19 protein-coding genes and 1 riboswitch are annotated in these 20763 nt (G+C 71.7%); of the genes, 15 read left to right on the top strand and 4 right to left on the bottom strand.

Annotated features, from left to right (window positions below; genetic code table 11):
- Positions 1-45: 45 nt before the first annotated feature.
- The 6 genes from P3T39_RS20990 to P3T39_RS20965 all read left to right on the top strand — a co-directional run bounded on the left by P3T39_RS20990 (position 46) and on the right by P3T39_RS20965 (position 7429).
- A complete protein-coding gene (locus P3T39_RS20990; protein WP_280699995.1) occupies positions 46-306 on the top strand; it encodes a hypothetical protein in 261 nt (86 codons plus the stop codon).
- A gap of 351 nt (positions 307-657) precedes the next feature.
- Positions 658-1959, top strand: a complete 1302-nt coding sequence (locus tag P3T39_RS20985; RefSeq protein WP_280700017.1) for an NYN domain-containing protein — start codon at positions 658-660, stop codon at positions 1957-1959.
- 268 nt (positions 1960-2227) lie between these two features.
- Positions 2228-3256 (top strand): NlpC/P60 family protein, encoded by a 1029-nt coding sequence (locus P3T39_RS20980; protein ID WP_280699994.1) that lies wholly within the window; start codon positions 2228-2230, stop codon positions 3254-3256.
- Between the two features lie 356 nt (positions 3257-3612).
- A riboswitch (cyclic di-AMP (ydaO/yuaA leader) is annotated at positions 3613-3777 on the top strand.
- Positions 3778-3787: 10 nt separating this feature from the next.
- On the top strand, positions 3788-4885 hold the full coding sequence (locus P3T39_RS20975; protein ID WP_280699993.1) for a C40 family peptidase: 1098 nt from the start codon (positions 3788-3790) through the stop codon (positions 4883-4885).
- Between the two features lie 190 nt (positions 4886-5075).
- On the top strand, positions 5076-6140 hold the full coding sequence (locus tag P3T39_RS20970; protein WP_280699992.1) for a C40 family peptidase: 1065 nt from the start codon (positions 5076-5078) through the stop codon (positions 6138-6140).
- 62 nt (positions 6141-6202) lie between these two features.
- Entirely contained in the window at positions 6203-7429 is a 1227-nt protein-coding gene (locus P3T39_RS20965) for a hypothetical protein (protein ID WP_280699991.1), read from the top strand.
- Here P3T39_RS20965 and P3T39_RS20960 read toward each other — a convergent pair.
- Entirely contained in the window at positions 7395-8768 is a 1374-nt protein-coding gene (locus tag P3T39_RS20960) for a glycosyltransferase 87 family protein (protein ID WP_280699990.1), read from the bottom strand. The two genes, P3T39_RS20965 and P3T39_RS20960, sit on opposite strands and share 35 nt — an antisense overlap.
- Before the next feature lie 243 nt (positions 8769-9011).
- Here P3T39_RS20960 and P3T39_RS20955 point away from each other — a divergent pair, with 243 nt between their 5' ends.
- Complete coding sequence (locus P3T39_RS20955) at positions 9012-10148, top strand: glycosyltransferase family 4 protein (protein ID WP_280699989.1); 1137 nt, start codon at positions 9012-9014, stop codon at positions 10146-10148.
- Between the two features lie 85 nt (positions 10149-10233).
- Here P3T39_RS20955 and P3T39_RS20950 read toward each other — a convergent pair whose 3' ends face one another.
- Entirely contained in the window at positions 10234-12027 is a 1794-nt protein-coding gene (locus tag P3T39_RS20950) for a long-chain fatty acid--CoA ligase (RefSeq protein WP_280699988.1), read from the bottom strand.
- A 269-nt stretch (positions 12028-12296) separates the two neighbouring features.
- Here P3T39_RS20950 and P3T39_RS20945 point away from each other — a divergent pair, with 269 nt between their 5' ends.
- From P3T39_RS20945 to P3T39_RS20925, 5 genes are all read left to right on the top strand, one after another.
- Complete coding sequence (locus P3T39_RS20945; RefSeq protein WP_280699987.1) at positions 12297-12728, top strand: SRPBCC family protein; 432 nt, start codon at positions 12297-12299, stop codon at positions 12726-12728.
- Positions 12729-12738: 10 nt separating this feature from the next.
- The gene (locus P3T39_RS20940) at positions 12739-13914 is read left to right on the top strand and encodes an ArsA-related P-loop ATPase (RefSeq protein ID WP_280699986.1); all 1176 of its coding nucleotides are present in this window, start codon (positions 12739-12741) and stop codon (positions 13912-13914) included.
- A gap of 47 nt (positions 13915-13961) precedes the next feature.
- Positions 13962-14237 (top strand): DUF5304 family protein, encoded by a 276-nt coding sequence (locus tag P3T39_RS20935; RefSeq protein WP_280699985.1) that lies wholly within the window; start codon positions 13962-13964, stop codon positions 14235-14237.
- A gap of 196 nt (positions 14238-14433) precedes the next feature.
- The gene (locus P3T39_RS20930) at positions 14434-15375 is read left to right on the top strand and encodes an ROK family glucokinase (RefSeq protein WP_280699984.1); all 942 of its coding nucleotides are present in this window, start codon (positions 14434-14436) and stop codon (positions 15373-15375) included.
- Between the two features lie 284 nt (positions 15376-15659).
- The gene (locus P3T39_RS20925) at positions 15660-16460 is read left to right on the top strand and encodes an endonuclease/exonuclease/phosphatase family protein (protein WP_280699983.1); all 801 of its coding nucleotides are present in this window, start codon (positions 15660-15662) and stop codon (positions 16458-16460) included.
- Positions 16461-16464: 4 nt separating this feature from the next.
- Here the strand turns inward: P3T39_RS20925 and P3T39_RS20920 are convergent, their stop codons facing one another.
- Positions 16465-17046 carry a hypothetical protein gene (locus P3T39_RS20920; protein WP_280699982.1) on the bottom strand — a complete coding sequence of 194 codons (582 nt, stop codon included), beginning with the start codon at positions 17044-17046 and terminating at the stop codon, positions 16465-16467.
- A 30-nt stretch (positions 17047-17076) separates the two neighbouring features.
- Positions 17077-17856 (bottom strand): alpha/beta fold hydrolase, encoded by a 780-nt coding sequence (locus tag P3T39_RS20915; RefSeq protein WP_280700016.1) that lies wholly within the window; start codon positions 17854-17856, stop codon positions 17077-17079.
- A 202-nt stretch (positions 17857-18058) separates the two neighbouring features.
- On the opposite strand from P3T39_RS20915, the gene P3T39_RS20910 reads away from it, so the two are divergent.
- From P3T39_RS20910 to P3T39_RS20900, 3 genes are all read left to right on the top strand, one after another.
- A complete protein-coding gene (locus P3T39_RS20910) occupies positions 18059-18844 on the top strand; it encodes a lysophospholipid acyltransferase family protein (RefSeq protein ID WP_280700015.1) in 786 nt (261 codons plus the stop codon).
- Positions 18845-18948: 104 nt separating this feature from the next.
- Entirely contained in the window at positions 18949-20052 is a 1104-nt protein-coding gene (locus P3T39_RS20905; RefSeq protein WP_280700014.1) for a DUF5931 domain-containing protein, read from the top strand.
- Between the two features lie 20 nt (positions 20053-20072).
- Positions 20073-20717 (top strand): response regulator transcription factor, encoded by a 645-nt coding sequence (locus tag P3T39_RS20900; protein ID WP_280700013.1) that lies wholly within the window; start codon positions 20073-20075, stop codon positions 20715-20717.
- Positions 20718-20763: the final 46 nt, after the last annotated feature.

Genomic DNA, 20763 nt, shown 5'->3' with positions numbered 1-20763 from the left:
CTGGGCGACAGCCGAGGGACAGCACCGACCGAAAGGACCGGGCCGATGAGCATCGCCGCCCCCACCGCCGAGACCCGCTGGCGCTGCACGCTCTGTGGCAACCTGACCCGCTTCGATGTGACCCGCTCGGCCAAGGTGGTCGAGTATCTGCACTTCGACCTGGCCGGCGAGCCCAAGGTGGAGGAGACCGAGGTCCTCACCGAGACCATCGAGACCGTTCGCTGCCGCTGGTGCAACGCGGTGGACCAGGTCGAGCTGGTGGCCCGCCCCGGTGCCCCCGGTGCCGAGGAGCCGCAGGACGTCTGACCCCGGCCGGCCCCGTCCCAGTAGCCGAGCGCCCGTGGCGCGGGCCGGGGCGGGGCCCCGGTGTTGATGTCCCGGTGTGTGGCATGGTCCCGGGTGGGGCACGGTACACGGGACAATTGCAGAGAGCGGTGGGTTTGAGGGCAGCGGCAACGGGCCGTACGGAACCCGCAGAGCAGGATCGGAGCCGAGGACGTGGTGGACACAGCGAGGGGGCCGGCCGAGCCGCAGGGGCATCCGCCCGCTGTGGACGAGGCCGTCCCCGTCCAGGTGGCCGGCGTCGAACCGGGCCCTGAGCCGGAGACGGCTGCGCAGGACGACGCCGAAGCCGCCGTCGACGCGCCCGTCGAGCAGCTGGACCGGCCGCTGCCCGAGGGTGTCCGCCGCCGGGTGGTCGGGATTGCGGCCGACGCACTCGGCGGGCTCCCGGCCGCCGATGTGCCCGCCTCGCTGCGCCAGTACGCGAAGTTCACTCCGGCCCGTCGGGCCAAGTACGCCGGGACGGCGCTGGCCGCCGCCCTGGAGTCCGAGCCGCCGTTCCGGCTTCGCATAGCGGACCGCCTCCGGCTCGGCCAGCCCGAGCTGGTCAGGGCGCTGGAGTCCGGGAGCGTGCCCGGCGCCGCCGATCCGATGGATGTCGCGGCCGCCGCCTACCTGCTGCGGCCGGCCGGCTGGGCCCGGCTGGTGGCCGAGGCCGGGGAGCAGGTCGAGCGGGCGGGTGCGGAGGGCGCGGCCGCCGAGGCCGCCCGACTGGTGGAGAAGCTCCAGGAGGAGCTGGCCGAGGTGCGCTCGCAGGCCAGGGCCGACCTGGACCGGCAGCGGGCCGATGCCGAGGGCGTCCGCCGCGAGGCGGAGTCGCTGCGCAAGCGGGTCCGCAGTCTGGAGAGCGACACCCGGCGCGCCCAGGCCGAGGCACGCAAGCTGCAGACGGAGCTGGAGGCGGCCAGGGCCTCCGCCGGTACCGAGCGCAACGCCGCCGAGGGCGAGGCCCGGCGGCTGCGGCACCGGATCTCCGAGCTGGAGACGGCCCTGGAGGCCGGTCGCCGCTCGGCCAGGGAGGGGCGCAGCATCGAGGACATGCGGCTGCGGCTGCTGCTGGACACCGTGCTGCACTCGGCGCAGGGCCTTCAGCGCGAGCTGGCGCTGCCGGTCTCGCAGATCCGTCCGGCCGATCTGGTGGATGCGGTGGTACCCGGCTCCGCCTCGCCGAACGACGTGGCCAGGCGCGGGCTGGCCGAGGACGACCCGGCGCTGCTGGACCAGCTGCTGGCGATCCCTCAGGTCCATCTGGTGGTGGACGGCTACAACGTCACCAAGACCGGCTATCCGACGCTGCCGCTGGAGCAGCAGCGGATCAGGCTGCTCGGTGGGCTGGCGATGCTGGCCCAGCGCACCCAGGCGGAGGTCACCTGTGTGTTCGACGGGCAGGACCTGGACGTACCGGTGATCATGGCCCCGCCGCGCGGAGTCCGGGTGCGGTTCAGCCGGACCGGGGAGACGGCGGACGAGCTGATCCGGCGCCTGGTGCGGGCCGAGCCTCAGGGGCGGCCGGTGGTGGTGGTCTCCGCCGACAAGGAGGTTGCCGAGGGCGTACGGAAGGCGGGGGCGCGCCCGGTGGCGTCGGTGCTGCTGCTCAACCGGCTGTCACGGTCCTGACTTGCGGGTCTTTTCGCGGGCGGCGACGGCGCGCGGTGCCAGGGGCGCGGCGCGGCCAGGTGCTCGGGATCGGGGGATCGGGCGTGACCGTTGGTCAGGGGTCGGTGGTGGGCTTGTGGCGGTCCGGTGAAAGTGGTCCAGGGGTGGGAAGTTCGGGCCGATAGGGGAGTGGCGCGAATCCGTCATCTTCACTAGGGTCTGGCGTCAAACCTATTTTCCGGATTTCCGCCCGATCGGACGGGTCCAGCAGGAAGAAGGAGCTTGTCCCTTGGCCTCCCACCGCCGCCCCAAGCAGCCGAGCCGTGCACGGGTCTCCGTGCTGACCGCTGCGGCAGCGACCGCGGTCGCCCTGTCGGCCAACGCGAGTGCCCACGCGGCGCCCGCCCAGCCGAGCACGGACGAGGTCAAGGTCCAGATCGACCAGCTGAACCAGGACCAGGAGAAGGCGGCCGAGCAGTTCAACGGCGCCCAGGAGAAGGCCGACCAGCTGCGCAAGCAGGCCGACCAGTTGCAGGACCAGGTCGCGCGCGGCCAGGACCAGTTGACGCAGCTGCAGAACAGCCTCTCCGCCGTGGCCGGTGACCAGTACCGCTCGGGCGGGATCGACCCGACCGTGGCGCTGATGCTCTCCGCCAACCCGGACGGCTACCTGGACCAGGCGTCCAGCGCCGACCAGGTCAACCGGACCGAGGCGGACATCCTGAAGGCGCTCAAGGAGCAGCAGCTCCGCCTCGACCAGCAGAAGCAGGAGGCCGCCTCCGTCCTGGCCGAGCTGGATCGCAACACCCAGACCCTGAACGACGCCAAGGCCCAGGTGCAGCAGAAGCTGCAGGAGGCCAAGACCCTGCTGGGCAGCCTCACCGCGCAGCAGCGGGCCGCGGTGGAGGCCGCCGACCGGGCCTCGCGCGGCGACTCCCGCTTCGACCTCAAGAACCTGCCGAACGCCGGTGGCTATGCCCAGGCGGCGGTCGGCTTCGCGATGGGCAAGCGCGGCTCGGACTACGTCTGGGGCGCCGAGGGGTCGAGCACCTTCGACTGCTCGGGTCTGATGATGTGGGCGTACGGGCAGGCCGGTGTCTCGCTGCCGCGTACCTCGCAGGAGCAGGCCGGTGTCGGCTCCGAGGTGCCCTCGCTGGCCCAGGCGCAGCCCGGTGACCTGGTCATCTACTTCAGCGACGCGCACCACGTCGGGATGTACATCGGCAACGGCCTGGTGGTGCATGCTCCGCACACCGGTGACGTGGTGAAGGTGATGCAGGCGGACGCGCTGCCGATCGACACCATCCGCCGCGTCTGACGGCCGGTTCAAAACCGGACATTTGGTGATCAGGCGCCACAACTGACGTCTGGTGACACGCGCGGGCTCGCCGAAATCGCTCTGTGATACGGGGCACATCGGCGGGCCTGTTCCATGTCCATTTGCTGAAAATCGCTCAGCTCACCGTGTGTTCGCCGTCACGCTCGGTCGTATTCACATAAAAAGTGGACTATCGCTCAGACTTTTTTCTGACAAGGATTTGAACGGATCACGGTTTCGTTACTAGGGTCGTGACCTGAACCACCGCACGGTCGATCACCCAGCCAGGGTGGCGGCGGGGGTTACCGCCGAGTCCGAGAGGCAGCGGGGCAGGTCAACTGCCTTACGGGGAAGCCCCTGCGGGGGCGCTGCGGATCGGAGCCGGGGAACCACGTTCCTCGGGGTGAATCGGCGCCAGGCCGGTCGGGCCGTCACTGACGGTGGGCCGGTGAGGCGTCGTAGGGCATCTCTTCCAGCCCGAACCCGTCAGCTCACCCGGTAGGCGGCCGTAGGAAGAAGGAGTCCGCCTTCGTGGCGTCCCATCGTCGTCCCAAGCCTGCCAGCCGCACCCGCGTCACCATCCTGACCGCAGCAGCCGCGACCGCCGTGGCCCTCTCCTCCCAGGCCGGTGCGCACGCCGACCCGAAGCCGACCAAGGACGAGGTCAAGACCCAGGTCGACCAGCTCAACCAGCAGGCCGAGGTCGCCACCGAGCAGTACAACGCGTCCGCCGAGAAGCAGCAGACCCTGCAGAAGCAGGTCAACGACCTTCAGGACCAGGTGGCGCGGGAGCAGGACCAGGTGAGCTCCGTGCAGAGCGGGCTCGCCGAGATCGCGGCCGAGCAGTACCGCAACGGCGGCATATCCCCGACCGTCCAGCTGATGCTCTCCAGCAGCCCGGACTCCTTCCTGACCCAGGCCGGTTCGCTCAGCCAGCTCGGCGTCTCCCAGGCCGACGCGCTGAAGACCCTCAAGACCGAGCAGCAGAAGCTCGACCAGCAGAAGGCAGAGGCCCAGCAGAAGCTGGCCGAGCTGGACTCCACCACCAAGGACCTCAAGACGCAGAAGGACGAGGTCCAGGGGAAGCTGGCGCAGGCCCGGACCCTGCTCGACACTCTGACCCAGCAGGAGCGCGACCAGCTGGCCCAGGCCCAGGCTGCCGCGGACGCTGCTGCCAACGCCCGTGCCTCGCGCGGTGACAGCCGCCCGGACCTCGGTGGTGGCAGCGGTGGCGGTGGCGGCAGCAAGGCCGGTGGCAGCATCAACGTCCCGTCGGGCTCGTACGCTGCCCGTGCGCTCGCCTTTGCGGAGAGCCAGGAGGGCAAGCCCTACCAGTGGGGTGCCGAGGGCCCGGGCTCCTTCGACTGCTCGGGTCTGATGCAGTGGGCGTACGCCCAGGCCGGCGTCTCGATTCCGCGCACCTCGCAGGAGCAGGGGGCGACCGGTACCAACATCGGTACCGACATCGCCAATGCCCAGCCCGGTGACCTGGTCGTCTTCTACAGCGACATGCACCACGTCGGCATGTACGCGGGCGGCGGTCAGGTCATCCACGCTCCGCGTACCGGCGAGAACGTCAAGTACATGTCCGCCACCGTGCTGCCGATCGCGGCCATCATCCGGATCTGATCCGGTCGCAGTTCCGCTCCCAGGTCCGGCCCTCGTCTCCGAGGGCCGGACCTGCGGCGTTTCCCGGCGGTCGGGCTGATGTCCGATTAGTGCTCAAATATTCGGTGTTGCAAGGGTTTGGACTAGATCCCCGGGACTCGCTAACGTCTGCCCCCGGACCTCAGCAAGGACGAATGGAGCAGCCGCCCCCATGTCGACGCACCGCCGTTCCCACCTGCCGGGCGCGCAGCGGCTGGCCCGCGCGCTGGTGTTCACGGCAGCGGCCACCACCGCACTCGGGATGACGTTCGGGGGGACGGCCCGGGCAGCCCCGGGCTCGCCCGCGGATCCGCCCTCCAGGCAGGAGGTCAAGGCCCAGGTCGACCAGCTGTACGAGGAGGCCGAGCGGGCCTCGGAGAAGTTCAACGCCGCCCAGGAGTACCAGCGGCGGCTCCTGAGCGAAACCGGTGAGCTCCAGACCCAGCTCGCCGCCGGGCAGGAGGAGCTGGACCGGCTGCGCTCCGACCTCGGGGCGGTCGCCGCCGGCCAGTACCGGTCCGGGGGCATCGACCCGACCGTGGCGCTGATGCTGGACTCCGACCCGGCCGGATACCTCAGCCGGGCCCGCAGCGCCAAGCAGGCCGCCGAGCGGCAGAGCGACGCCGTGCGCCAGGTGGTCGACCGCCAGCTGCGACTGGACCAGCGCCGCGCCGAGACCACCGCCAAGCTGGCCGAGCTGGAGGAGACCCGCCGCACCCTGGCGACGAGCAAGCAGCAGATCCAGCAGCGGCTCGCCAGGGCCGAGCAGCTGCTCAGCAGTCTCGGCGCGGCCGAGCGCTCCAGGATGGCCGTCGAGGACGCCGGCGAGGCCGAGCAGCGTTCCACCCGCGGCACCGACCGGCTCGACCTCGGTGACCAGCCCGCCTCCTCCGAGCGTGCCGCCGTCGCGCTGGCCGCCGCCATGTCCAAGATCGGCTCGCCCTATGTCTACGGATCCGCCGGCCCGCGTACCTTCGACTGCTCCGGTCTGATGTACTGGAGCTGGCGGCAGGCCGGAGTGACCCTGCCGCGCACCTCGCAGGCGCAGCTGTACGCGGGGCGGCGGATCAGCCTGAGCGAGGCGCGACCGGGAGACCTGGTGATCTTTTTCAGCGACATGCACCACGTCGGCATGTACGCCGGCGGCGGGGTGGTCGTCCACGCCCCCTACCCGGGTGCCAGGGTCCGCTACGAGAGTGTCAGCGCGATGCCGGTGGCCGGGGTGGTGCGGGTCTGAACGCGGACCAGGAGCCACTGGTCACCGACCTGCCCCGGCCGACCGGGGCAGGTCGGCCGCTGTTGTCCCGGCGCGGGGCGCTGCTGCTGGCGGCCGGCGGGCTGGCCCTGCTCTCCGGGCCGGCGGCGCGGCCCGCCGCACAGGCGGCGCCGCCGGCCCTGGGCGGGCCGCCCGTCCGCCCGGAGATCGAGGCTCTGCTGGCCCGGCGGGCCGAGGCGCTGCTCGGCCTCGATGTGGCCGGGCTGCTCGCCACCGTCGCCCCCGAGGCCAGGCCGGCCCAGCAGGCGGTGCTCGCCCGGCAGTACCAGGTGCCCTTCGCCGAACTCTTCTACCGGCTCACCGCCTTCGAGGAGCCGGACGGTGCGGACCGGTTCACGGCCTCCGCCGACCTGGGCCACCGGCTGCACGGCATCGACGACCACCCGGCGCTGATGGGCCGCACCCTGGAGTTCGTCCGGACCGGCGGCGGCTGGCTGCTCGCCGGGGACGAGCCGTCCGGGGCCGCCGCGCTCTGGGATCTGGGCACCGTCCAGGTGGTGCGCGGCAGACGCAGCCTGGTCCTCGGCCTGGCCGAGGTCGCGGAGTTGGCGAAGACGGCAGCGATCGCCGACCTGGCGGTGCCGGCGGTCGAGGAGGTCTGGGGCGACGGCTGGGCCGGCCGGCTGCTGATCGAAACCCCGCAGAGTGAGCAGCAGTTCGCCCGGCTGCTGGGCGTCTCGGCCGGTGACTACCAGGGCATAGCGGCCGTCACCACGGCCGCCGCCGGAGCCCCGCACGGCACCGCCGCGGACCGGGTGCTGCTCAACCCGGAGGCGTACGCCGGGCTCAGCGACCTCGGACGACGGGTCGTCACCACCCACGAGACCACCCATGTCGCCACCCGGGCCGACACCAGGCCCTGGACGCCGCTCTGGCTGTCCGAGGGGGTCGCCGACTACACCGGCTACCGGGGCAGGGGGCGCACCGCCCGGCAGATCACCCCCGAGCTCACGAGTGACGTGGCGGCCGGTCGCCTGCCGAGCGCGCTGCCCCTCGACGCGGACTTCGCCGCCGGCTCGGCCGGGATCGCCCAGGCGTACGAACTCGCCTGGCTCGCCTGCGATCTGATCGCCCGCCAGTGGGGTGAGCCGCACCTGGTCGCGCTCTACCGGGCGGTCGGCGCGAGTGATCCCGGGAGTGGACGGGCGCAGGCCCTCGACGGGCTGTTCCGGTCCCAACTGGGCATCGGCCTGGACGAGTTCACCAGCCGGTGGCTCAGCGAGGTCCGCCGCCTGCCGGTGCACCCGTAGTGCCGAGCCCGTCCAGCAGGTCCTGCTCGTAGGCGATGCCGGGACGGATCGGGTAACCGGCCGGTTCCAGCGCCGGGAGGACGACGGTGCGCTCCGCGTCGGCGCCCCTGGTGGAGCGCCACAGGCGGCGGCAGGAAAGCAGGGTGGCCACCAGCAGCAGCCCGTTCCGTACGGTCAGCACGGCCACGCCCCACGGCAGGCTGTTGTGCACCTGGCCGAAGAGGATCGGGAACTCCAGCGTGGTGAACATCGTGGCGACCAGGATCAGCGCCGCGACCGGCTTCTGGCTGCTGCCGCGTACGGTCAGGCAGACCGCCGCCACACCGACCAGCCAGATCAGGTACTGCGGACTGATCACCCGGCTGGTCACGGTGAAGATCAGCAGTGCGGTGAGGGCGGCGTCATAGGTGGTCGCGGGCTGCCAGCGCCTGGCCCGCAGCCGCCACAGCAGCAGCCAGCCGAAGCCGATCGCGGTGGCCGCCACCGACAGCCGGGAGATCAGCGGTACCCAGGGGCCGAGCAGTTCGAGGGAGCCGTAGTTCATCGAGACCTGGCCGTGCCAGGTGCCCGCGAGCCGGGCGAAGTGCAGCGGCAGCGCGCCCACCGACTCGACCTCGATGCCCCGGTCCCGCTGGAACTTCAGGAACTCGAAGGCGCCGTTCATCCCGGCCGCCAGCAGGAAGCCCAGCGCGCTCATGGTGGCCACCGCGGCAGTCCAGGAGCGGCGGGTACGGCGGCCGCGCGGGGTGCCCGCCAGAGCCAGCACCGGCCAGATCTTCACCAGGCCGCCGAAGCCCAGCAGGATCCCGCCGATGGCAGGCCGGCGCAGCAGTGCCAGCAGCCCTGCCACCGCCACGGCCGTCACCAGGATGTCGTAGCGGCAGTAGACCGTCGGCCCGAGCAGCGGGACGCCCGCCACCCAGACCCAGGCGCCGGTGAAGCTGCGGCCCCGGCGGGTTCCGGCCCGCATCAGCAGGGCCATCGCCAGCGCGTCCAGCACACCGCAGATGACGAAGAACGAGACCAGGTAGGACCAGGGCAGCAGGCCGGGGAGCAGGATCACCAGCGCTGCACCCGGCGGGTACTGCCAGGTCACGTCGTCCAGCGGGAAGGTGCCGGTCTGCAGGACCTCGAACCAGCCGTGGTAGATCACCGAGACGTCGGCGGTGACGTCCGCGCCGGAGATCCGCAGCACCCCGGTCACCATCAGTACGATCAGGACCCGGGTGACCACCCAGCCGCCCGCCAGCCCCCACAGCGCGCCACCGGCCGGGCGGCGGGACGCGGGCAGCGCCGTACTACCCGTGTTGCCGGTGACACCGGCCGGGACCAACTCCACTGCGCTCCCTCGTTCGTCTCCAGGCGGACATCGCGTGGACGTCGATCAGCTCTGTACGGATCGGCTCTTACTGGTGGTGGGCCACCTGCTCCTGCGGTCCGCGAGACCCCCCGTCTGTCCGGACCGGCACGGGAGGGAAACGGTTGCGAAGCCCAGCCGCGTTCCCGGCGAGCCGCGGTGTTGACCTATGGTACGGATCAGCGAGCGGTACACCGAGCACCCCCCGACCGAGCGAGCCGTGGCATGCACAAGACCCTGATCGTCACCAACGACTTTCCGCCGCGGCCCGGCGGCATCCAGGCGTTCGTACACAATATGGCCGTTCGGCAGCCCGCCGGAAGCATTGTGGTGTACGCCTCCGACTGGCGTGACGGCCGCGAGGTGGCCCGGTTCGACGCCGAGCAGCCCTTTCCGGTGATCAGGGACCGCACCAGGATGATGGTGCCCACCCCCAGGGTCACCCGGCGGGCCGCCGAGATCCTGCGGGCCGAGGGCTGCGACTCCGTCTGGTTCGGTGCCGCCGCACCGCTCGGACTGATGGCTCCGACACTGCGCCGGGCCGGAGCCGGCCGGCTGCTCGGCATGACGCACGGCCACGAGGCCGCCTGGGCCCAGCTGCCCGCCTCCCGTCAGCTGCTGCGCCGGATCGGTGCGGGCACCGACACGCTCACCTACCTCGGCGAGTACACCCGCTCGCGGATCGCGGCCGCCGTCGGCCCCGAGGCCGCCGGGCGGATGGTGCAGCTGCCGCCGGGTGTGGACGAGCAGACCTTCAGGCCCGACTCCGGCGGCGCCGAGATCCGGGCCCGCCTGGGCCTGGCCGACCGCCCGGTGGTGGTCTGCGTCTCCAGGCTGGTGCCGCGCAAGGGCCAGGACACCCTGATCGCCGCGATGCCGCAGATCCTGGCGGCCGTGCCGGACGCCGTGCTGCTGATCGTCGGCGACGGCCCCTACCGGGCGGACCTGGAGAAGCTGGCCGAGGCCAAGGGCGTGACCGGTTCGGTGCGCTTCACCGGAGCGGTGCCCTGGGAGGAGCTGCCCGCGCACTACGGCGCCGGGGACGTCTTCGCCATGCCGTGCCGCACCCGCCGGGGCGGCCTGGACGTGGAGGGTCTGGGCATCGTCTACCTGGAGGCTTCGGCGACCGGGCTGCCGGTGGTCGCGGGGGACTCGGGCGGTGCGCCGGACGCCGTCCTGGAGGGCGAGACGGGGTACGTCGTCCCCGGCCGTTCCACCGGGGCGACGGCCGAGCGGATCGTCCGGCTGCTGCACGACGAGGATCTGCGCCGACGCCTCGGCGAGGCCGGGCGGCGCTGGGTGGACCGCTCCTGGCGCTGGGACCTGCTGGCCGGACGGCTCACCTCACTGCTGGCCGCCTGAGCGCCGGGCCCCTCAGGGAAAAGGGGTGACCGTTCAGAGCCCCGCGCCCCTGAACGCTCACCCCTTGCCCCTGAAGGGTTCCTGCTCAGCGCTGGTAGAGGGCCTCGACGTCGGCCGCGTGGTCCTTCAGGACGACGTTGCGCTTCAGCTTGAGCGACGGCGTCAGATGGCCGCTGGACTCGGAGAAGACGGTGTCGAGGATGCGGAACTTCTTCACCGCCTCGGCATGCGAGACGGCCAGGTTGCCGTCGTCCACCGCAGCCTGGACGGCTGCCAGCAGGTCGGCGTCGTCACGCAGTTCGGCCACCGTGGCGGTGGCGGACTTGCCATTGAGCTCCTTCCACTTGGGGAAGAAGTCCTCGTCGATGGTGACCAGGCAGGAGATGAAGGGCCTCCGGTCGCCGACCACCATCACCTCGCCGATCAGGGCGTGGGCGCGGATCCGGTCCTCGATCACGGCGGGGGCGACGTTCTTGCCGCCGGCTGTGACGATGATCTCCTTCTTGCGGCCGGTGATGGAGAGGTAGCCCTCCTCGTCCAGGCTGCCGAGGTCGCCGGTGGCGAACCAGCCGTCGTGCAGGGCCTCGGCGGTGGCGGTCGGATTGTTCCAGTAGCCGGTGAACACCTGGGGGCCCTTGAGCAGCACCTCGCCGTCCTCGGCGATTCTGACCGAGGAGCCGGGCAGCGGCTGGCCGACAGTGCCGATCTTCGGCTTGTCGTGCGGGTTGAAGGCGGTGGCCGCGCAGGTCTCGGTCAGGCCGTAGCCCTCCAGGACGGTGAAGCCGATGCCCCGGTAGAAGTGGCCGAGCCGCTCGCCGAGCGGGGCGCCGCCGGAGATCGCGTGGGTGGCCCGGCCGCCGAGGGCGGTGCGCAGCTTGCTGTAGACCAGCTTGTCGAAGACCGTGTGCTTGAGCCTGAGCATCAGGCCGGCGCCGCCCTGGTCCAGTGCCCGGCTGTAGGCGATGGCGGTGTCGGCGGCCTGGTCGAAGATCTTGCCCTTGCCGTCGGCCTGCGCCTTGGTCCGTGCGGTGTTGTAGACCTTCTCGAAGACGCGCGGCACGCCCAGGATCAGCGTCGGGCGGAAGGAGGCCAGCTCGCCGGTGACGTCCTTGATGTCCGAGACGTGGCCCAGGTTGATCGGCGCGATCGCGCAGGCGATCTCGGCGATCCGGCCCAGGACGTGGGCCAGCGGCAGGAAGAGCAGCACCGAGCTCTCGCCGGTGCGGAACAGCGGCTCCAGACGGGCCGTCACATTGCCCAGCTCGGCAAGGAAGTTGCCGTGCGTCAGCTGACAGCCCTTGGGACGTCCGGTGGTGCCCGAGGTGTAGACGATGGTGGCGATCGAGTCGGAGGTCGGGACGGAGCGGCGCTCGGTCACCGTGGTGTCGGCGACCTTGGCGCCCGCCTCGGCGAGGGCGGCGATCGCGCCCGCCTCGATCTGCCAGGTGTGCTTCAGCTCGGGCAGCCGGTCCCGGACGCCGTCCACCACGGCAGCGTGGGCGTCGGTCTCGGTGATCACGGCAACGGCGCCGGAGTCACCCAGGATCCACTGCACCTGCTCGGCGGAGGAGGTCTCGTAGACCGGGACGGTGATCGCGCCCGCGCTCCAGATCGCGAAGTCGAGCAGCGTCCACTCGTAGCGGGTGCGCGACATGATGCCGACCCGGTCGCCCGGCTGCACGCCCGAGGCGATCAGGCCCTTGGCGGCGCTGTGCACCTCGGCAAGGAACTGGACAGCCGTCAGCTCGGTCCAGTGACCGTCCACCTTGCGACTGACAACCGCAACGTCCGGGTGCCGCTCGGCGTTCTGGTGGACGAGGTCGGAGAGGTTACCGCCGCTCGGAACCTGGTAGCGGGCCGGAAGGCTGAACTCGAGCAAGACTGCTCCTCGTCTGCGACGCTGCGGGACGGCAGGACGTTACTGCCCGGTAGGTGGATTCGACCAGGGGTGTCGGTCCGGTTGTTCCGAGAGTCACACCGTTCGACCAGGTCGGGGAGTATTCGACTCGCACCCTATGACAGCGCAAAGGTGACTCGCCGGTAGCCAGGATCTCCCCTGTTCACCGGGTGCCCCACGGCACTGAAGCGATTCCCCGGCGCGATAGCCTGCCCTGGGCGCATATCGGAAGAGACGCGGAGGACCGTTCCATGGCGGAACACACCAGGTCGAGCATCACCATCGCCGCGACCCCGGCCGAGGTCATGGCCGTGATCGCGGACTTCGCCGCGTACCCGGCGTGGACCGGCGAGGTCAAGGAGATCGAGGTGCTGAAGAGCACCGAGGACGGCCGGGCCGCCGAGGTCCGTCTGCTGCTCGACGCCGGGGCGATCCGCGACGAGCACGTCCTCGCCTATACCTGGGACGACGACCGCGAGGTCGGCTGGACGCTGGTGAAGAGCCAGATGCTCCGCTCCCTGGACGGCTCCTACGCCCTGGCCCCCGTCTCGGGCGGTACCGAAGTGACGTACCAGCTCGCCGTGGACGTGAAGATCCCGATGCTCGGCATGATCAAGCGCAAGGCGGAGAAGGTCATCATCGACCGCGCGCTGGCCGGGCTCAAGAAGCGCGTCGAGGGCTGAGGCCGGGTCGGTGCGGACGATCCTGGTCAGCGGAGACGGCTCGGCACTGATCGCCGCCGCCACTGCCCTGCACGCTGCCGGCCGGGGCCGGCGCACCCTCCTGCTGGCCGCCGCCGACCCGCACCGCGCGCTGGACGCCGCCCTCGGCATCCGGCTCACCGAGCGGCCCGCCCCGTACGCCGAGCACCTCACGGCCGCCCGGGTCGACGAACAGGACGCCTTCCGCTCGGCCCTGGACGGATTCGGCGACCGGCTCGGCCCCGCCCTCGACCTGATCGGCGCCGTCCCGCTCGACCCCGAGGAGCTCACCCCTCTGCCCGGTATCCGCCAGCTCGCCCTGCTGCGCGCGCTGCGCACCGCGGAGGCCGAGGTCCTGGTGGTCGCCGCCCCCGACCCGGCCGAGCTGATCGCCACCCTCGCCCTGCCCGAGCAGCTCACCCGCTACCTGGAGCGGCTGCTGCCGGAGCAGCGCCAGGCCGCCCGCGCGCTGCGCCCGCTGCTGGCCGCGGTCGCCGGGATGCCGATGCCCGCCGACTGGCTCTTCGAGGCCCGCACCAAGGCCGCCGCCGTCCTCGCCGAGGCGCGCGCCGTCGTCGAGGACCCTGGCACCTCGGTCCGCCTGGTGGTGGACGCCGACCACTACAGTCCGGACGAGCTGCGCCGGATCCGCGCGGGCCTCGCTCTGCACGGGCAGCGGCTCGATGCCGTGGTCGCCCACCGCGCCCTGCCCGTCGCCGCCCTGGACTCGCCCGACCCCTGGCTCGCCGCCCGGGCCGCCCGCGAACGCGACCGCCTCGCCGGACTCGCCGAGGAGCTCGGCGAGTTGCCGCTGCTGATCGGCCGCCGCCCCGAGCCGACCCTGGAGGGTGTGGCCGCCCAGCTGTACGGCGACATCGAGCCCGTACCGTACGAGACGCCCTGGCGGGTGGAGGACCGCCTCGCCGAGGAGGGGCTGCTCATCTGGTGTCTCGCACTGCCGGGCGCGGACCGGTCCGATCTCGAACTCGTGCGGCGCGGCGACGAGTTGGTGATCGGCCTGGGTTCGTACCGGCGCATCCTGCCGCTGCCCTCCGCGCTGCGCCGCTGCACCGTACAGGGCGCGGGGATGAGCGAGGGTGTGCTCTCCGTGCGCTTCGCGCCGGACCCGGCGCTCTGGCCGACCGGCTCGCCCCGGGGTATCGGGTAGCGTCTCGTGAACGGCGGCCGTCGGTGCCGCCCCGAGGGAGGCGCCCGATGGCCGAGGAAGAGACCGACCAGCCCTTCACCAGTGAGCTCGGCCCGCTGGTCGAGGAGGTGCGCCGGTTCGCCGCCGCCGTGGGGGAGAAGGCCCAGCAGGCGGGCGGCCGGTTCCGGGAGCAGAACCCCGAGGTGTACGGCCATCTCGCCACCGCCGGGAGCGAGCTCCTGGCCGCCTTCCGCGCCGTCGTCTCAGGTCACGAGCGCCGCTGGTCGGCCCCCGGCCGCGCCGAGTCCGAGCACATCGACCTTGATGGACCGTCGGACAACTAGTGAAGCCGTCTGCCATGTCAGGTGATCGTTCGGCTTCATATCGTCACCGATCGGGGCATTATGTACGACTATTAAAAGCGTAGGGCCACCATCCCGACTAAATGTCTTCGGATAATGTATGCGACGGTGTGTACGGGAGCACCGTTGTACGGGTACCGTTCCGGACAGCGGGAACGAGTGAATAGCTGAGGGACACATGGCTCTGACCATCGGCGTCGATGTCGGCGGCACCAAGATCGCGGCCGGTGTGGTCGACGAGAACGGCGAGATCCTCGCCCGGACCCGGGTACCCACCCCTGCGGACCCCCAGTGGGCGGTCGATGCCATCGCCCAGGCCGTCCGCGAGCTCAAGGAGCAGCACCCCGACGTCAGCGCCGTCGGTGTCGGCGCCCCCGGCTTCGTCGACCGCGACCGCTCCACGGTGATCTTCGCCCCGAACATCGCCTGGGAGAACGAGCCCCTGCGGGGCCGCATCGAGGAGCTCACCGGCCTCGGCGCCGTCGTCGAGAACGACGCCAACTGCGCCGCCTGGGCGGAGTTCCGCTTCGGCGCCGCCGCCGCGTACGAGGACATGGTCCTCATCACCGTCGGCACCGGCATCGGCGGCGGCATCGTCCTGGACGGCCGCCTGCACCGAGGCCGTTTCGGCGTGGCTGGCGAGATCGGCCACCTCAACATGGTTCCCGACGGCCTGCTCTGCGGCTGCGGCGGCAGGGGCTGCTGGGAGCAGTACGGCTCCGGCCGCGCGCTGCGCCGCTACGGCCGCGAGAAGTCCGCCGCCGACCCGGTGCGCGGCAAGCGGATGCTGGAGCTCAACGACGGGGTCGCCGAGACCATCCGCGGCATCCACATCACCGAGGCCGCCGAGGAGGGCGACCCGCTCGCCCTGGAGTGCTACGAGGAGCTCGCCGACTGGCTGGGCCGTGGCCTGGCCGACCTCGCCGCGCTCTTCGACCCGGCGGTCTTCGTCCTCGGCGGCGGGGTCTCCGACTCCGGCCGACTGCTGCTCGACCCGGTTGCCAAGGCCTTCGACAAGTACCTCACCGGTGGTGTGCACCGGCCGCGCGCCGAGGTGGTGCTGGCCTCCATGGGCTCGGCCGCAGGGATCGTGGGCGCGGGCGACCTCGCCCGGATCTGACCCCTTCCTCTGCGGGAGCAAGGCGCTCTCACGGCGCTGAACCCGGTAGCGATGGTTGCGACGTCCAGAGCTCCGCGCCCCTGCTTGGAGCGTTCCGCCAGTAGGTAACCCATCAGGACGGGGCATCCCAGGGCGCAGGGAACTGCGCGAGGCGGGTGGCTGCAGACCGTTGCCTTCCGATCTCGCGCACGCAGTTGATCAAGCAAAGCCTCGCGCCCCTGGACAGCGCACGTTCGGGTTCAGGTCCCGCGCTCGCGGTGGGTTGCATGGCTGATCATGTGCGTATGCCGCTTCCTCCGCTGCCGCCCTCCGGGGACGAGCCCGACGGTGGACGACGCGTCCGCCTGCTCAGCTACAACATCCGCTCGCTGCGGGACGACCGACGGGCGCTCGTCCGGGTGATCCGCGCCTGCGAACCGGACCTGATCTGCCTTCAGGAAGCCCCCCGCTACTGGCGCCCCGGAGGCCAGGCCGCGTGGCTCGCCCGGCGGACCGGCACCGTGATCCTCTCCGGGGGCGGCCGGATCGCCGCCGGGCCGCTGCTGCTCGGCAGGCCGGAGGTGCGGGTGATCGAAACCCGGGACCTGCTGCTCCCCAAGACCCGGGGTCTGCACGCCCGGGGTCTCGCCACCGCAGTGGTCCGCCTCGGCGGCGCAGCCCCGCTCGTGGTGACCAGCTGCCATCTCAGCCTCGACGCCGAGGAACGCTACCGGCAGTTCGGCCTGCTGCCCGCCCGGCTCTCGCCCGGCGAACACGGCGTCATCGCAGGCGACTTCAACGAGCACCCCGACGGCCCCGGCTGGCAGCGCCTCGCCGCCGACTTCCAGGACGCGCACCTCACCGCCCCCTGGGGCGGCACGTTCACGTCCGTCCCGAAGAACCCGTACCAGCGCATCGACGCCGTCTTCGCCACCCCAGGCCTGGAGGTCCTCGCCTGCGGTGTCCCCCGGGGCCTGCCCGGTCTCCGCTCGGCGGATCTGCAGGACGCCACCGACCACCTGCCCGTCCTGGCGGTCCTCCGGGTGCCGCCGCCGGGGAAGCCGGTCACGGCCGACGGAGAGGAGCCCCTGGGGAACAAGGGGTGAGCGGTCAGACGACCGCGCCGCCGTTCGGGTCCGGGGGCTCGTCCTCGTCGCGGTCCTTCATACGGGCGACCAGGGTGACGAAGCCGCCGAGGAAGGCGGAGACGCCGACCCACGCGGGCCAGCCGGAGACCTCGCGCCAGACGAAGACGTCGAAGAGCAGCAGGGCCGGACCGCCGAGCACCGCGAGCCAGGCGAACTTGGCGGTGGCGTCGGCCTTGGGAAGCGGCGGGTCGGGCTGGACGAAGTGGCCCTCGTCCGGGTCCTCGTCCACCTCGTAGTCGCGCGGCCCAGGGGTGGCCGTCGGGCGGGGTCTGGGCTGCGGGGCCAGGTCGGCGAGTTCGGGCGGGGTCGTCGACCCCCGGCCGGTCTCGCCCTTGGTGCGGAGGTTCTCGATCTCCGGCCACTCGGGGTCGGTGAGGTCCACCGGGTCGTCGAACTGGGCGACCAGGGCGGCGAAGATCGCGTCCTGTTCGGCCTGACTGCCGGCCGCCGGGCGCCGGGCGGGCGCGTCGGGCTCGCCCGGGGACTCGCCCCTGGCCTCGCCGTCCCGTGGCAGCTCGTCGTCGCCGCCCGCTGCCGTGCTCATCGGTACTGCCTTTTCTGCACAACCGGCCCTTCAGCCCAGGTGGTTCTCGGCCTCGACGGTCGCCAGAGGTGCCAGCCGCCGGATGAAGTCGAGGCTCGCCTCGAAGATCAGCTCGGCGTCATGGTCCAGCGTCGCCACGTGGTAGCTGCGCTCGCAGAGCAGCTCGGTCACATCGGTCGAGGATATCCGGGCGAGTACCAGCTCCGAGTTGGCGGGGGAGACGACATGGTCCTGCGGACTGTGCAGCAGCAGCACCGGCTGGCGCACCTCGGGCAGCAGCGCCTGAACGTCCTGCCAGAGCCGCCCCAGTGACCAGACGGCGGGCAGCGGCATACGGTCGTAACCGACCTCCGCCGCGCCCGGCAGTGCGATGTCGTTGGCCACCCCGGGCAGGCTCGGCACCAGGTGACGCAGCACCGGCAACAGCACGCTCGCTGGGTTGTCGGAGCGTACGGACGGGTTGACGAGTACCAGGCCCGCCACGGCCTCGCCGTGCCGGGCCGCCAGTCGCAGGGCGAGCGAACCGCCCATGGAGAGCGCGCAGACGAAGACCTGCTCGCACTCGTCGGCCAGTTCGCGGAACTCGCGGTCGACCTCGGCGTACCAGTCCTCCCAGCGGGTCAGCCGCAGGTCCTGCCAGCGGGTGCCGTGACCGGGCAGCAGAGGCAGGGCGACCGTCAGCCCGGCGGCGGCCAGGTGGTCGGCCCACGGGCGCAGCGACTGCGGGGAGCCGGTGAAGCCATGGACGAGCAGTACTCCGACCCGCCCGCCCCGGTGGCGGAACGGTTCGGCACCGGGCATCAGCGGCAACACCGGCATCTGCGGGCTCCTTCGCGGGCAGCACTGGAACCCGCATCGTCGCACGCACCCACCGGCCCCGTACAGGCCCGCCCGCCGCCCGCCTCGGCCGTTCCCCGGCCGCACCGCCCGGCGCGGGTGCACAATGCGCAGGCCGAAAGCATTAGGATCAACCGGTCCGAATAACAGGAGGCCCGGGTTGTTCTACCGACTGATGAAGATGATCGTCGCACCGCTGCTGCGGATCTTCTTCCGGCCGTGGATGGAGGGTGCGGAGAACATCCCCGAGGAGGGCGCCGCGATCATCGCGAGCAACCATCTCTCGTTCTCGGACTCCTTCTTCCTGCCCGCGCTGATGAAGCGCCGGGTCACTTTCATCGCCAAGGCCGAGTACTTCACCACTCCCGGCCTCAAGGGCAAGCTCACCGCCGCCTTCTTCAAGGGCGTCGGCCAGCTGCCGGTGGACCGCTCCGGTGTCCGGGGCGCGGGCGAGGCGGCGATCCGCAGCGCGATCGCGGTGATCGAGCGCGGCGAGCTGTTCGGCGTGTACCCGGAGGGCACCCGTTCGCCCGACGGCAAGCTGTACCGGGGCAAGGTCGGCGGGCTGGCCCGCGTCGCGCTGGCGACCGGCGCTCCGGTGATCCCCGTCGCGATGATCGACACCGAGAAGGTGCAGCCCCCGGGCCAGGTCGTCCCCAACTTCGGCATCCGGCCCGGCATCCGGATCGGCCGCCCGCTCGACTTCTCCCGCTACCAGGGCATGGAGAACGACCGTTTCATTCTCCGCTCCGTCACCGACGAGGTGATGTACGAGATCATGCGGCTCTCCGGGCAGGAGTACGTGGACATTTACGCGACCGCCGCCAAACGGCAGATCGTCGAGGACAAGAAGCGCGCCGACGCCGAACGCAAGGCCGAGCAGAAAGCTCTGAAAGCCCAGCAGGAGGCCGAGAAGGCGGAGGTCGAAAAGGCGTCAGAAAGGGAGAAGGGCGCCGAGTAGCGCGGAAAACCAGGGCAGGGGGGAAGATGGCGGACCACAGAGCCGGGGCCGGCCGTTCCGCCGAACTCGCGTCCGGGCCAGGCGGGACGATCACCGCGGGCGGGATGTCGGTCGAGATGCCGCTCTGGCGGGCCATCTCCTTCTTCCGTGTCCTGGCTCTCACCTACGCGGTCCTGCGCTACTTCCACTCCTACCTGGAGTACCTCCACCCGGTCTCCGGCTGGATCTACCTCGGTGTCCTCACCCTCTGGACGATCGCCAGCACCCGGGCCTTCGCCAACCCGCACCGCTGCTCCCGCTACGTCCTCGGCGCCGACCTCACCCTCGTCGTCACCGGCATAGTGATGAGCGGCATCATCGACACGCCCGCACGGATCCACGCCGGGGCACTGACCCTGCCCACCATCTGGGCGGCCGGGACGGTCCTCGGCTTCGCGGGCAAGGGCGGCTGGCAGGCCGCCGCCTTCGCGGGCGGCGTCATCGGCGTGGCGAACTTCGCCGGCCACGGCGGCATCACCGGCGACAACGTGCACAACATCGTGCTGCTGATGGTGGCCGGCTGCGCCATCGGGTACGTGATGGAACTGGCCAGGGCCAGCGAGGCGGCACTCGTCCGGGCCCTCCAGGTCGAGGCGGCCACCCGCGAACGCGAGCGGCTCTCCCGGGACATCCACGACGGAGTGCTCCAGGTGCTTGCGCTGGTGCAACGCCGCGAGGGCGACGTCGGCGAGCTGGGCAGACTGGCCGGTGAGCAGGAGCGCGCGCTGCGCGCCCTGATGACGGGAGGCCCGCTGTCGCGCCGCTCCACCGGCGCCGAGCAGGATCTGCGTGCGCTGCTCACCCCGTACGCCGACGAGCGGATCACCGTCTCCGCGCCGGGCACGCCCGTCCTGCTGCCGGGTCGGGTCGCGGACGAGCTGGCCGCCGCCGTCGGCGCGGCAGTCGACAACGTGCACCGCCACGCGGGCGAGCAGGCCCGCGCCTGGATCCTGATCGAGGACGAGCCGGAGGCCGTCACGGTCAGCATCCGTGACGACGGTCCCGGCTACCCGGCGGGGCGGCTCGGCGAGGCCGAACAGGCCGGGCGGCTCGGCGTCACCCAGTCGATCCGCGGTCGGCTGCTGGACCTCGGCGGCAGCGCCGAGCTGTACTCCGCGCCCGGCGAGGGCGTCGAGGTGGAACTGCGAGTGCCCAGGGAGGGCAAGTGACCGTCGATCAGATCCGCGTCATGGTGGTGGACGACCACCCGATGTGGCGGGACGCGGTCTCCCGGGACCTCACCGAGGCGGGCCTGACCGTGGTGGCCACCGCAGGGGACGGCGAGGAGGCCGTCCGCCGGGCCCGCGCCTCCAGCCCGCAGGTGGTGGTCCTCGACCTCAACCTGCCGGGACTGTCCGGCGTCGAGGTCTGCCGCCAGGTGGTGGCGTACGACCCGGCGGTGCGGATTCTGATGCTCTCGGCGAGCGGTGAGCACGCAGACGTCCTGGAGGCGGTCAAGTCCGGGGCCACCGGTTATCTGGTCAAGTCGGCCGGGCGCGAGGAACTGCTGGACGCGGTACGCCGTACGGCCGTCGGCGACCCCGTCTTCACCCCGGGACTGGCCGGTCTCGTGCTGGGAGAGTTCCGCCGTCTCGCCGCCGAACCCGCCCCGGCAGCCGTCTCTCCCGCCGTCCCCAAGCTCACCGCCCGGGAGACCGAGGTCCTGCGCCTGGTCGCCAAGGGCCTCTCGTACCGTCAGATCGCCGACCGGCTGGTGCTCTCCCACCGCACGGTGCAGAACCACGTCCAGAACACCCTCGGCAAGCTCCAGTTGCACAACCGGGTGGAGCTGGTGCGTTACGCGATAGAGCAGGGCCTGGACGACGAGATCTGACGTCGGCCCAGCTGCTCGACCGTCCAACTCCCCCCCGGGCCAGAGG

The sequence above is a fragment of the Kitasatospora sp. GP82 genome (assembly GCF_029892105.1).
Taxonomy (GTDB): domain Bacteria; phylum Actinomycetota; class Actinomycetes; order Streptomycetales; family Streptomycetaceae; genus Kitasatospora.
Note: the sequence above shows the minus strand (reverse complement) of the source record. Positions and strands in the feature narration are given on the sequence as shown.

Coding starts and splice junctions, on each gene's coding strand:
- P3T39_RS20990 (WP_280699995.1), top strand. CDS start 46: ATGAGCATCGCCGCCCCCACCGCCGAGACCCGCTGGCGCTGCACGCTC.
- P3T39_RS20970 (WP_280699992.1), top strand. CDS start 5,076: ATGTCGACGCACCGCCGTTCCCACCTGCCGGGCGCGCAGCGGCTGGCC.
- P3T39_RS20955 (WP_280699989.1), top strand. CDS start 9,012: ATGCACAAGACCCTGATCGTCACCAACGACTTTCCGCCGCGGCCCGGC.
- P3T39_RS20945 (WP_280699987.1), top strand. CDS start 12,297: ATGGCGGAACACACCAGGTCGAGCATCACCATCGCCGCGACCCCGGCC.
- P3T39_RS20935 (WP_280699985.1), top strand. CDS start 13,962: ATGGCCGAGGAAGAGACCGACCAGCCCTTCACCAGTGAGCTCGGCCCG.
- P3T39_RS20930 (WP_280699984.1), top strand. CDS start 14,434: ATGGCTCTGACCATCGGCGTCGATGTCGGCGGCACCAAGATCGCGGCC.
- P3T39_RS20925 (WP_280699983.1), top strand. CDS start 15,660: ATGCCGCTTCCTCCGCTGCCGCCCTCCGGGGACGAGCCCGACGGTGGA.
- P3T39_RS20920 (WP_280699982.1), bottom strand. CDS start 17,046: ATGAGCACGGCAGCGGGCGGCGACGACGAGCTGCCACGGGACGGCGAG.
- P3T39_RS20910 (WP_280700015.1), top strand. CDS start 18,059: ATGAAGATGATCGTCGCACCGCTGCTGCGGATCTTCTTCCGGCCGTGG.
- P3T39_RS20905 (WP_280700014.1), top strand. CDS start 18,949: ATGTCGGTCGAGATGCCGCTCTGGCGGGCCATCTCCTTCTTCCGTGTC.
- P3T39_RS20900 (WP_280700013.1), top strand. CDS start 20,073: ATGGTGGTGGACGACCACCCGATGTGGCGGGACGCGGTCTCCCGGGAC.